Raw genomic sequence first — 11,763 nt, 5'->3', positions numbered from 1 at the left:
GGGAGGATTTTCATGGGACTATTTGACCGCCTAAAACGGGCATTTCGGGGAACCCCGAAGGAAACTGATAAGCAAAAAGAACAGGAAAAACAGCATCTTTCCGCCGCGGAACCGGCACAGGAAACCTCGACTGAAGGGCAATCTGCACAGGGTACCCCGGCAACGACCAAAGCACCAGTTGAGCCAGCGGATGCGCCGGTAGCCGCCCAGGGAACGGATGAATCATCAAGTGAAACGCAGGTTGCGCCAGCGGACACGGCAGTAACGGATGAAGCACCGGCAAACAAGGTGCAGCCGGACCAGGAGCAACCAGCATCCCAGCCAACTGATAAGCAAGAAAGCGCTGAACAGCATGAACCAGTTGAAAACAAGGAAATCGCTACCGGCTCAAGTCGGGATGAGAAAGCACTGTCTCAGCCTGCTACTGCTGATGAACGGGTGACCGCAGAGCCGGCCCAGCAGACGACGACTGAGCCTGAACAGCCCACCACAGAAGAAGCTGGGACAGCTGAAACGGAAGATGAAGTTTCCGAGGAGCCAGGGCCAGTCCCTGAACAAGCCCCAGCGGCAGCAGAGTCCGAGGAAGAGGCGCACTACGACCGGGGGTTAGCCAAGACCCGCCACGGTTTTGGGGCGAAGTTAAGACAACTCCTTGCTAATTTTCACCGGGTAGACGAGGACTTTTTTGATGACCTGGAAGAAACCCTGATTGAGGCCGATGTTGGGTACGAAATGGCCCTGAAAATTAGTGATGCCCTGCGGGACGAAGTTAAGTTTCGGAACGCCAAGAGCAAGGAAGATGTTTCAAATGCCGTAATTGAACGGATGGTTGAGATCTATGACGCAGAGGGGAAGGACGAGGATAACACGCTGCACTTTGCGGCGGCAGGCCCGACAATCTACCTCTTTGTGGGGGTCAACGGGGTTGGCAAAACGACCACCATCGGGAAGTTAGCCCACCGCTTTAAGGACCAAGGCAAAAAGGTGTTGCTTGCGGCCGGGGACACGTTCCGGGCTGGCGCCATTGAGCAGTTGGTGGCGTGGGGCGACCGGGTAGGCGTGCCCGTTGTCCAGAAACCGGCGGGGAGCGACCCAGCGGCGGTGGTGTTTGACGCCGTGAGAAAGGCCAAGGACGAGCACTACGATATCCTGTTGATTGATACGGCCGGGCGGCTTCAAAACAAGGTTAACCTGATGAAGGAACTGGAAAAGATTGGGCGCATCATTAAACGCGAGGTCCCGGAGGCGCCCCACGAAACCTTACTGGCGCTGGATGCCACGACCGGCCAAAACGCCCTGACCCAGGCTAAGCAGTTCCGGGAAGTTACGCCCCTCACGGGAATCATTCTCACGAAGCTGGATGGTACGGCCCGCGGGGGAATCGTCCTAGCAATCCGGAACGAACTGCACCTGCCCGTTAAACTAGTGGGCCTTGGTGAGCAAATGGATGATCTGCGGGACTTTAACCCCGAGGAGTTTGTTTACGGTCTGTTTAAGGGGCTTGTAACCGCCAAGATTATTGAGGATGATTAGATGGCAATCGAAAAAACCAACCGGATAAACGCGCTGCTTGACTTTTACGAGCCCCTCTTAACCGCCAAGCAGGCCGAATACATCGACCTGTACTACCGCGACGATTATTCGTTGGGGGAGATTGCTGCGAACTACTCCGTTTCGCGGCAGGCGGTTTATGATAACATTCGCCGGACCGAGAAACTCCTTGAAAACTACGAGGAGCGGTTACACCTGTACCAGCACTTTGCGAACCAAAGTGCTCAAACCGACCGGCTCCGGCAGTACGTGGCGGCTAATTATCCGGACGATTCCCAGCTTAAGCAGTTAATTGACCAATTAGAACAAATGGAAGAAGCGTAGGTGAACCACATGGCATTTGAAGGATTAACGGAACGAATTCAAAACGCGTTCAAGAAGCTCCGGAAGGGGAAAATTACCGAAAACGACGTCAAGGAGGTTATGCGGGAAGTCCGCATGGCCCTGCTAGAAGCCGACGTCAACTTTAAGGTTGTCAAGGACTTCATCAAGAGTGTCCGGGAACGGGCAGTTGGAACTGAAGTACTCGAAAGTTTACGGCCGGACCAGCAAATCATCAAGATTGTCAACGAAGAACTGGTTAAGGTAATGGGCGAAGAAGCCGTTCCGCTGAACAAGGCCCCAAAGATTCCAACAATTATCATGATGGTTGGGCTTCAGGGGGCCGGGAAAACGACCACGGCCGGTAAATTAGCCCTGAAGTTAAAAAACGAGCGGCACGCCCGTCCACTGATGATTGCGGCTGATGTTTATCGGCCAGCCGCCATTGACCAGCTGCAAGTCATCGGGAAACAGATTGACGTCCCGGTCTTTTCACTGGGAACCGAAGTTGACCCGGTTGAGATTGTCCGGCAGGGGTTGGCCGTCGCCAAGGAAAACAAGAACGACTACGTTTTCATCGATACGGCCGGCCGCTTGCAGATTGACGAAAAGCTAATGCACGAGCTGCAGCAAATTGCCCAGTTAGCCCATCCGAACGAAGTGTTACTAACGGTTGACGCAATGACCGGGCAAAATGCGGTGGAGGTTGCCCAGGGCTTCAACGACCAGCTCGACCTTACCGGGGTTGTTCTTACCAAACTTGACGGCGATACCCGGGGTGGGGCGGCCCTGTCAATCCGGGCCGTCACCGGCAAACCAATTAAGTTTGTTGGGCAAGGGGAAAAGATGACCGACCTGGACGTCTTCTACCCGGACCGGATGGCTTCCCGCATCCTTGGCATGGGGGATATGCTGACGCTGATTGAAAAGGCGCAGCGGGAGTACGACGAGGATCAGGCCGCGCAGCTTGAAGAAAAGATGCGCGCTAACACGTTTGACTTTAACGACTTTCTTGACCAGGTCGAACAGGTCCAAAAGATGGGCTCGATGGACGACCTTGTCAAGATGATTCCGGGAATGGCGAATAACCCAGCCCTTAAAAACATGCAGTTTGACCCGAAGGACATTGAGCACGAAAAGGCGATTGTGTATTCCATGACGCCAGCTGAACGGCAGGATCCGGACCTGTTAACCCCGAGTCGGCGGCGGCGGTTAGCGCGGGGAGCCGGCCGGCCAATCCAGGAAGTTAACCGGATGATTAAGCAGTTCAAGCAGATGCGCGAGATGATGAACAAGGTCTCAAACGGGAACTTTGCGGGAATGGAAAACCTCTTCGGGAACGGGATGACCGGTAAGCTGGCTAAGATGTCAATGAACCGGATGGTCCGTAAGACGAAGAAGAATAAGCTCAAGAAGATTAAGAAGGCGAACCGCAAGGCCAACCGGAAAAACAAGAAAAAGAAGAAAAAGCGGAAATAAATATCGCCTGTCAAGAATTTATCCTTTACAGGCATTCGAATTCTTGGTATATTATTACCCGTTGAGTAATTAAGCAGGAGGTGGACAGAATGTCAGTTAAGATCCGTTTAAAGCGGATGGGTTCCAAGAAGCGGCCGTTCTACCGGATTGTCGTTGCTGATTCCCGGTCACCACGTGATGGGCGGTTCATTGAATCAGTTGGGACGTACAGCCCGTTAACCGAGCCGGAAACGGTTACCCTGAAGGAAGACCAGATTATGAGCTGGTTAAACAACGGTGCTCAGCCGTCTGCAACGGTTAAGAACATCCTTTCCCGGCAAGGGATCATGAAGAAGTTCCACGAAGCTAAGTTTTCAAAGAAGTAGGGTAGAGAATAATGACGGTTGAAGACGTGAAGACATTGGTGGTAACGCTCGTTAAGCCGCTGGTTACCCAGCCGGATGATGTCGGCGTAACCCTTGATGATCAACCCGATTTTCTTAACCTGAACTTAGCGGTTGCACCCGTTGATATTGGGCGGGTGATTGGAAAACACGGGCGGATTGCACAGGCAATTCGGACAATTATTTACAGTATTCGCTTATCCGGTTCAAAGCGGGTACGCTTGAATATTGTTGATGATTAATAAAAGGTTCCTGACCATGTGGTGGGAACCTTTTATCGTACGGAGGAAACCATAAATGGAAGCTTATTACCAGGTTGGACAAATTGTAAATACCCACGGAACCCGCGGAGAGGTCCGGGTGCTGGCGACAACCGATTTCCCGGAAGAACGGTTTGCCCCGGGAGCAACCCTCACCGTCTTTGTTCCGGGACAGGTTCCCCGGCAATTAACGGTTACCGGGCACCGGAAGCACAAGCAATTCGATCTCCTGACGTTTGCGGAAATCACTGACATGAACCTCGCCGAACAGCTTAAGGGCGGCGATCTCAAGGTAACCGCCGCCCAACAGGATGACCTTGCGGAGGGCAATTACTATTATCGCGACATTGTGGGGCTTCAGGTTGAAACCCAGGAAGGGCGCGTACTGGGGAAGATTACGGAAATCATGACGCCTGGGGCTAATGACGTGTGGGTTGTTAAACGCGACGGGCAGGACGACCTTCTTTTACCCGCCATCAAGGACGTTGTTAAACGCGTTGACCTTGAAAACCACCGGGTGATTATTGATTTACTGGAGGGGCTTGAATAATGCGGATTGATATTCTGAGTTTGTTTCCCGAAATGTTTACCGGGCCCCTCACCGAATCAATTGTTGGCAAGGCGGTTGAGAAGGGGATTCTGGACATTGAAGTTACTAATTTCCGGGACTATACAACCGACCGGCAAAACCATGTCGACGATTATTCCTACGGTGGCGGTGCGGGGATGTTGCTGCAGGCGCAGCCAATTTTTGATGCGCTTGATGCGGTCCAACAAAAAGCGCTAACTCCCGGGAAGGTCATCCTTCTGGACCCAGCTGGACGCCGGTTTGACCAGCACGTTGCCGAAGAATTAGCCCATGAACAGCACCTCACCTTTATTTGCGGGCATTACGAGGGCTACGATGAACGGATTCGCACCCGCGTGACGGACGAAATCTCACTGGGGGATTACGTCCTGACTGGGGGGGAGCTCGGTGCCATGGTGATGATTGATGCCACGGTGCGGCTTCTTCCCGATGTTTTGGGAAACGATTCGTCTGCCATGGACGATTCCTTCTCGACCGGACTTTTGGAGTATCCCCAGTACACCCGCCCAGCCGATTTTCGCGGGTTAAAGGTGCCGGACGTTCTGCTTAGTGGCGACCACCAGCGGATTGCCCGCTGGCGGACGAAGGAAGCTTTGCGGCGCACCCTTGAGCGACGGCCCGATTTACTGGAAAACTATGCGCTTTCCTCGGAGGAACGTCATCTTTTACGGGAAATCAAGGAAGAAATGAATTGTCAGGACGAGTAGGACGTGGTATATTAGTTACTGGCTATTGCCACACATTAACGGCATTCCGCTGTCGGCGAATTGGACAAGAATGACGGTGAAAGGAAGATTTTTTATGAATCCATTAATCAAGAAGATTACGGAGTCACAGTTACGTGATGACATCCCAGATTTCCGTGCAGGGGACACGGTGCGGGTTTACGCCCGGATCGTTGAAGGTTCTCGTGAACGGATCCAGGTCTTTGAAGGGGTTGTTATCAAGCGGCACGGTGAAGGCATCAGCGAAACGTACACCGTCCGGAAGATGAGTAGTGGAATCGGGGTTGAACGGACGTTCCCGGTTCACTCACCACGGGTTGACAAGATTGAAGTTGTTCGCCGTGGTCGTGTTCGGCGGGCTAAGCTGTACTACCTGCGTGAACTTCACGGAAAGGCTGCCCGGATTCCAGAACGGCGCCGGAAGTAAGAATAACGATCATGCTACAAAAGAGCTCTTGGCTAGTAATAGTCAGGAGTTTTTTTATAGCGCTATAGTTCGTAAATTACTAACGATATTAACAAAACAGGCTATTATGTTCACGTTATCCCCAACTATTTCATTGAATATAGGGTCTTTATTAAGTGTCATGAAGGCGATTGAATTACTCCCAGGATTATTATTTTGGAGGCATTAATGACAACTGCAATTGAACTGTCACACGTTACCAAGACGTACCCACGCAAACGCCGTTCCCAACATTTCTAGCAAACCCTCATCCATCCCCAATACGAACGGCATGAAGCGCTCCATGACATGAGTTTTACGGTTCCCACTGGGCAAATTATGGGGTATATCGAGCTAAACGGGGCGGGGAAGTCAACCACAATTAAGTTGATGACGGGTATTTTGCAGCCCGATAGTGGGAGTTGCCGCGTTCTTGGAGCCGAACCCCTTGCTTAACCGCGAGCGGTTTGCATTAACTAGGTATTCATCGACTGGTTGTTAATAGTACGAACACAAGGAATAATGGTTTTTATTTGGGAAGAGAGGGCGTATGATTATCGCAGGAAGTTTAAGCGTGGAGGATGGAAAGCGATGACAACAAACGCAAAACTCTTACAGGATACCTGTCTGCTGGCCGGGAAAATCATGATTTCCAGTGGTTCGGAAACGTACCGCGTTGAGGATACCGTCCAACACATCGCCCGAAGTGCTGGGGTAGACGATGAGATTGTGTTTACCTTACCCACCGGAATCTTTGTGAGCAACCAGCATAACCAGGCCATGCAGCAACGGGCCATCTTTGACCGCGTGACTAACCTACGGAAGGTGCACGAAGTCAACCGGCTTTCCCGGCAGTTTGCGGCCCACCGGCTGACCCTCGAAGAGCTTCATTCACGTCTGGAAGAGGTCGACCACGAGGTGCACCGGTATCCGCTAATCTTTCAGCTCCTTGCGGTGGCCGTAATCAGTGCCATGATGATTCCCATCTGCATTCCGGGATACCATGTTAGTACGATGCTGTGCGCAGCGGTAGCGGGTTGTACCGGATACGTGGTTAATTCGACGGTCGACCGGGTGTTACGGATTAGCTTCTTTAGCCAACTGCTCGCAACGTTTGTGATTGGGTTGATTGCGCAGGAAGCACTGGCTCTTCACCTGGTTCCAAGTGCTGGGAACGTTGTAATTGGGGCAGTGATGGCGTTGGTTCCGGGGGTTGCCATTACCAACGCGTTCCGTGATTTACTGGCGGGCCATCTGCTGACAAGCGTTGCGCATGGGCTTGAGGCCCTGTTCTGTGCGGCGGCATTGGGCACGGGCATTGCCCTGGCTTTCCGATTTTTCTAGGAGGTGGTTGCGATGAATAGCAGTTTATGGCTCCAGTTAGTTGCTAGTTTTCTTAGTTGTTGGGGCTTTGGCGTGTGTTTGAACGTTCCTAAAAACGCGTTTATTGCGACGGGGCTTACCGGAATGGCGGGGTGGATGGGATACCTGGCATACTACTGCCACGCCGGTCATAGTGCGGTTGGGGCAAGCCTGGTTGCCACCATCATCATCGGGATCGTTGCGTTGGTTTTTGCCCACCGGCTTCAGATGCCCGTGACCATCTTCACCATTCCGGCACTAATGCCCCTGGTGCCCGGAGAAATTGCCTTAGAAGCACTGCGGGCGCTCATCGCGGGGCGGATCCTGCAAGCACAGGTATTATTTGTGCACATGCTGATGATTGCGGGAGCCATTGCGGTGGGCTTCATGATTGCGGAAATCTTTGCCCAGTACTATTCCAAGGTAGTTCATTGGCGGAAAAAGTAGTTCGTTGATTTTAAAATGAAAATCTAGGCGGCGTTCCTTCTAGTGGGGCGGCGCTTTTTAAATCCTGACCAGTTATCGGGGAAACTACACCACTTATCGCCTGCTGGGTCCATTGAGTTACAAACCATGCGATACTAACGGTGACGAGGAGGTGAAGTCGGTTACTATTAAGAAAAGATTTTTAGAAAGGAACTAGAAAAATGAAGGTTGTTTTTCAACAAGTCCCGGCACTTCGGGAACCCCGGGTAGCGGGATGAACACGTTGCCCAAACCATGCGGGCCGTTTCCCGGGTTGTGGCCGCTGCGCCGCGCTGGTGGCCTGCACGTGGTACACGGTGAACTTTGTGGTGATGTACGTTATTGCGTGGGGAATCGCTCTGCTGGTTAACCATCACGTAGTCACACTGGTAAACAGGAAATTGCAGGAGCGCCGGTAAATTGCACCGTCAGCAGCAATAAAACTAATGGGTTACTTCGAGGAGAGGTAACCCATTTTTATATTTCTAGCTGTCTTCCAATATCATTTTACGGTAAATGATGTTGAAAATATGGTAATGATGTTGATTATTCGGTATCATTTAAGAAGAAATGATACTGAAAGGAGTAGCTGATGAAAGAATTTGACTATCTCAAGTTGAATAATTTAGTAATTACCCCCAAAATGAACGCCCAACTAAATCACCTTTACGAGTTGCGGGGATACGTGGCAAACTATCATCCCCACATGAAGGAGACGTTTGATCGGTTGGTGGCAGTCGCTAAAATTCAGAGTACCGATACCTCTAATCGGATTGAAGGCATTGCAACAACTGCTCCCCGGTTAAGGGCAATTATGGCGGATAAAACCCGGCCGGCTAACCGGAGTGAGGCAGAAATTGCCGGTTACCGGGACGTTCTTGCGTTAATTCACGAGAATGCGGAATTCATTGAAATTAATGCAGCTAATATTTTGACACTTCATAAACGGTTGCTAGGATATACGGGTGCCGAATGGCGGGGGCATTTTAAGGATAGTGATAATCAAATCATCACTACGTATCCTGACGGCACCAGGGAAGTTCGGTTTACTCCGTCGCAAGCAGTAGTAACGCCGCAATTAATTACCCAGCTGTGCGCAACGTATAATGAAGCCCTCACGCAAACTGATTTTTCACCCTTGATCTTAACAGCAGCGTTTATTTTTGATTTCGTTTCGATCCACCCGTTTCGGGATGGAAACGGCCGGATGTCACGGCTACTAATGTTACTTGCGCTTTACCGCACGCACTTCACCGTTGGAAAGTATATTAGCTTAGAAAAACTGCTCGCCGAAACAAAGGACGAATACTACGCCGCGCTTTACCAAAGCTCCCAGCAGTGGCACGAAAACCAGAACGACTATGCGCCCTTTGTTAGTTATTTCCTTGGCATCCTCATTCAGGCGTACCAGCAGTTAATTGACCGCGTTGGCAATAGCCATCAGGATAAGTTACCGGTAACGCAGCTGGTTCTCCAGGTGATGCACCAGCAACTTAAACCCTTCACTCTCCGGGAAATTGATAATCTTATTCCCCAGTACAGTACGGTGACTATTCGACGGGCGGTTCATCAGTTATTAACTGCCGGAAAACTGCGGATGATGGGGCGGGGCCGCGCAACGAGGTATATGGTCGGTTCTAGTGATGATAACTTCTCTAATTGATGATAGAATAAAATAGTTAATTAGATAGAGAGGATGATTTGATGCAACAGCGCACCACGGCCAACGACTCGTGGCTTTTATGGATTGTAATGGAGATTTTGGCAATTGGGATGACGGCTATTTCAGCAGTGGCCATGAATGAGTCCTTCCTGATTTCCATTATCGGGGTTGTTTTCTTTGGACTGGGAGCGGTGCTTTTTCCGTTTATGGGAATTGTTCTTTGCCTAAGGCGACCGATTGTAATGATTGATGAAACTGCCCGCGAAATCGTCATTAACACGTTTATCCCGTTTCATAAAAACGGCCCGATTCGTCTCCGGTTTAACGAGTTAGCCCGGTTATCGCTCACCAACATGATGGGAATTTCCTTCCTGTCCGTGGAAACTAAGCAACCCAAGGAGTTAATTTTAAACACGACTCCGCGGAAAGATAACCAGTACGGTTTATATTATCTGCGACTTCGGGACTACAAGGCCCTCCAAGCGGCCGTAAAACGGGTGCAGGTACAGATCAAAGCACAAGACGATGCAGCTGAATAGCTAAGAAAAGGGGTTGGGACCTTCGTCTCAACCTCTTTCTTACGCCATCAAAGCAGCAACTTCCGCTTGAAGGGCGGTAATATTTAAACTCTTCGTTGGGTTTTCTGACGTACACCACGCAACCAGCACGCCTGCTAATCCCGTAAGAAGAAAGGCCTGCCGGGTTGCGGATTGGGAACCCAGCCACGGAAGGGCGAGGGCGCATGCCGTCATGTTAGCCAGAAACATTCCCTGTAAGTGGTGCTGGACTAATATCGTTAACTCGTCCCGGTAATCGTTCCAGTAGAGGAAAAAGGCGCTGCTAAACGCTTCCCAATCCGTGGGCGCTGCCGCTTGCATGGCCGCTTCAAAGTCCTTCAGCCAGTCAGCAATCGCCTGATTAAGAACGTCATCCTTTGACTTAAACTTCCGGTAAAACGTCTTACGGGAAAGCTCCGCGGTCGTATAAATTTGCTCAACGGTAATTGTCGTGTAATCCTGGTGTTTCATTAACTGAAACAGGGCGTCAATGAGCCACTGGCGGGTGGTACGGGTAATCCGGCTTGCCATAATAAAAACCTCATCTTTCTTTTGAGTACACTAAATAGAATATTTTGATACACTTGTATCATTATGTAACAGGACGCTAATAATTACAAGTATTGTCAAGTGAGGGGTTGGTAAGGAACTATTAGAACCCGCGCAGTTTGACAGGTACCGGTAAAATCAGTACCATATTAGAGTTACGCTAATTAATTGTAAGTAAGGGGTGAGTGCTTAAATGAAACACCGTCAGTTGCCAGAGTGGCAACATAACCTTCATGTTTTGTGGTTGAACAACTTTATTATTGGCATGGGTTTCCAGCTGATTATGCCCTTTATGGCCCTGTACATTCGCCAGCTGGGGAACTTTACGCGCTTCCAGTTAAACATGTGGAGTGGGCTGGTCTTTGCGGCGACGTTCCTTGTTGGGATCTCCGACGCAGCGCTTCTCCCGCAGGTCCAAACCCTGCTCACAAAGTACTCGCCGGCACAATTCTCCGGGCGGATTTTCAGCTTCAATCAGGCCGCGCAGTTTATGGGAAACATCTTCGGGCCAATGATCGGGTCGACGATTTCAGGCACCTTTGGTTATGCGGGCGTCTTCGTTTCCACGGCACTGTTAATCCTGGTTAACCTGGGATGGGTGCGGCGGAGTACGCGGCCACTCTGGCACAGGGAAACACCTGCTGTGAAGTAGTAGGGGATAAAAATAGGGATGCGGTTCTATGGACCACACCCCATATTTTTTGTTCAAATGAGCTGGTGATTACCGGCGAGTAACCTTCATGTTTGTAACGTTCCCGTGAATGGTGCCCGTTGCGTTTAACTTATCAATGGACATCTTAATCTCCATGCTTGACTTTCCTTCAAGTCCCTTCTGGAGACTTCCCTTCATATCAGAGAACGTGAAATCAACCGTCTTTCCCTTGTACTTTAAGCCGTCGCCTTCAAGATCCTTAAGATCTGGGTTTTCTTCCTTTAATTTGCTGAGGCTAAAGTGAAGAATAAGCTTGTCATTTCCTTTAAATTCGTAGGTTCCAAGGGCGTCCTTTCCCTTAATGTAGCTGGCAACGGACTTCTTTGAAGGAACCTTTGCGTCCTTCAGGTCGTAGAACTTCCCGTTTTTAGCAAGAACAAACCCTGTTTTCCCGTTCATGAAGGAAGTCTTGTCGGTCTCCTTTTGGCCGAGCATGTGCATTGTCATCTTTGAATCCTTTTGCTTGAAGGTAACGTAACTATTCGGCATGTAGTCCTTCATTGTGTGAGTGAAGTGGTAGTAGTAACCGCCACCGCACAGCGCCAGCACAACCACAATCACAGCACCGATGATTGTCGGGATAAGCCACTTCTTTGGCTTTTTGTTAGCTGTAGCTTCAGGCGTTGCCGTTTGTTCCGTCTGCTTTTGTTCATCATTCTCCATCTGAACAATTCCTCCCAATAAATAAAGATTATCTTAAAT

The 11,763-nt window shown here is 50.4% G+C and carries 16 protein-coding genes; 14 read left to right on the top strand and 2 right to left on the bottom strand.

What is annotated here, in order from left to right; genetic code table 11:
* Positions 1 to 12: 12 nt before the first annotated feature.
* From ftsY to QOR60_RS02315, 13 genes are all read left to right on the top strand, one after another.
* Entirely contained in the window at positions 13 to 1,533 is a 1,521-nt protein-coding gene (gene ftsY / locus QOR60_RS02375; protein WP_283581757.1) for a signal recognition particle-docking protein FtsY, read from the top strand.
* Positions 1,534 to 1,875 carry a putative DNA-binding protein gene (locus tag QOR60_RS02370; protein WP_283581756.1) on the top strand — a complete coding sequence of 114 codons (342 nt, stop codon included), beginning with the start codon at positions 1,534 to 1,536 and terminating at the stop codon, positions 1,873 to 1,875.
* Between the two features lie 9 nt (positions 1,876 to 1,884).
* Complete coding sequence (gene ffh / locus QOR60_RS02365; protein WP_283582006.1) at positions 1,885 to 3,351, top strand: signal recognition particle protein; 1,467 nt, start codon at positions 1,885 to 1,887, stop codon at positions 3,349 to 3,351.
* A gap of 89 nt (positions 3,352 to 3,440) precedes the next feature.
* Entirely contained in the window at positions 3,441 to 3,716 is a 276-nt protein-coding gene (gene rpsP / locus QOR60_RS02360) for a 30S ribosomal protein S16 (protein ID WP_283581755.1), read from the top strand.
* Positions 3,717 to 3,727: 11 nt separating this feature from the next.
* On the top strand, positions 3,728 to 3,976 hold the full coding sequence (locus QOR60_RS02355) for a KH domain-containing protein (protein ID WP_283581754.1): 249 nt from the start codon (positions 3,728 to 3,730) through the stop codon (positions 3,974 to 3,976).
* Between the two features lie 55 nt (positions 3,977 to 4,031).
* The gene (rimM, locus tag QOR60_RS02350; protein WP_283581753.1) at positions 4,032 to 4,544 is read left to right on the top strand and encodes a ribosome maturation factor RimM; all 513 of its coding nucleotides are present in this window, start codon (positions 4,032 to 4,034) and stop codon (positions 4,542 to 4,544) included.
* Complete coding sequence (gene trmD, locus QOR60_RS02345) at positions 4,544 to 5,290, top strand: tRNA (guanosine(37)-N1)-methyltransferase TrmD (protein WP_283581752.1); 747 nt, start codon at positions 4,544 to 4,546, stop codon at positions 5,288 to 5,290. The genes rimM and trmD overlap by 1 nt, the downstream gene beginning before the upstream one ends.
* Positions 5,291 to 5,384: 94 nt before the next feature.
* Positions 5,385 to 5,735, top strand: a complete 351-nt coding sequence (gene rplS / locus QOR60_RS02340) for a 50S ribosomal protein L19 (protein WP_283581751.1) — start codon at positions 5,385 to 5,387, stop codon at positions 5,733 to 5,735.
* Between the two features lie 327 nt (positions 5,736 to 6,062).
* Positions 6,063 to 6,209: an ATP-binding cassette domain-containing protein gene (locus QOR60_RS02335; protein ID WP_283581750.1), complete on the top strand. Its 147-nt coding sequence runs from the start codon at positions 6,063 to 6,065 to the stop codon at positions 6,207 to 6,209.
* Between the two features lie 135 nt (positions 6,210 to 6,344).
* Positions 6,345 to 7,097, top strand: a complete 753-nt coding sequence (locus QOR60_RS02330; protein WP_283581749.1) for a threonine/serine exporter family protein — start codon at positions 6,345 to 6,347, stop codon at positions 7,095 to 7,097.
* Positions 7,098 to 7,109: 12 nt separating this feature from the next.
* Positions 7,110 to 7,562 (top strand): threonine/serine exporter family protein, encoded by a 453-nt coding sequence (locus QOR60_RS02325; protein ID WP_283581748.1) that lies wholly within the window; start codon positions 7,110 to 7,112, stop codon positions 7,560 to 7,562.
* 610 nt (positions 7,563 to 8,172) lie between these two features.
* The gene (locus QOR60_RS02320) at positions 8,173 to 9,243 is read left to right on the top strand and encodes a Fic family protein (RefSeq protein ID WP_283581747.1); all 1,071 of its coding nucleotides are present in this window, start codon (positions 8,173 to 8,175) and stop codon (positions 9,241 to 9,243) included.
* A gap of 41 nt (positions 9,244 to 9,284) precedes the next feature.
* Positions 9,285 to 9,782: a hypothetical protein gene (locus tag QOR60_RS02315; protein WP_283581746.1), complete on the top strand. Its 498-nt coding sequence runs from the start codon at positions 9,285 to 9,287 to the stop codon at positions 9,780 to 9,782.
* 39 nt (positions 9,783 to 9,821) lie between these two features.
* Here QOR60_RS02315 and QOR60_RS02310 read toward each other — a convergent pair whose 3' ends face one another.
* A complete protein-coding gene (locus tag QOR60_RS02310; protein ID WP_283581745.1) occupies positions 9,822 to 10,331 on the bottom strand; it encodes a TetR/AcrR family transcriptional regulator in 510 nt (169 codons plus the stop codon).
* 211 nt (positions 10,332 to 10,542) lie between these two features.
* Here QOR60_RS02310 and QOR60_RS02305 point away from each other — a divergent pair, with 211 nt between their 5' ends.
* On the top strand, positions 10,543 to 11,001 hold the full coding sequence (locus tag QOR60_RS02305) for an MFS transporter (protein WP_326520556.1): 459 nt from the start codon (positions 10,543 to 10,545) through the stop codon (positions 10,999 to 11,001).
* Positions 11,002 to 11,070: 69 nt separating this feature from the next.
* On the opposite strand, the gene QOR60_RS02300 is transcribed toward QOR60_RS02305, so the two are convergent.
* Positions 11,071 to 11,724, bottom strand: a complete 654-nt coding sequence (locus QOR60_RS02300; protein WP_283581744.1) for a hypothetical protein — start codon at positions 11,722 to 11,724, stop codon at positions 11,071 to 11,073.
* Positions 11,725 to 11,763 lie beyond the last annotated feature (39 nt).

It is taken from the genome of Ligilactobacillus hohenheimensis, assembly GCF_947381805.1.
Classification (GTDB): domain Bacteria; phylum Bacillota; class Bacilli; order Lactobacillales; family Lactobacillaceae; genus Ligilactobacillus; species Ligilactobacillus hohenheimensis.
This window is presented reverse-complemented; position numbering and strand designations above follow the sequence as displayed.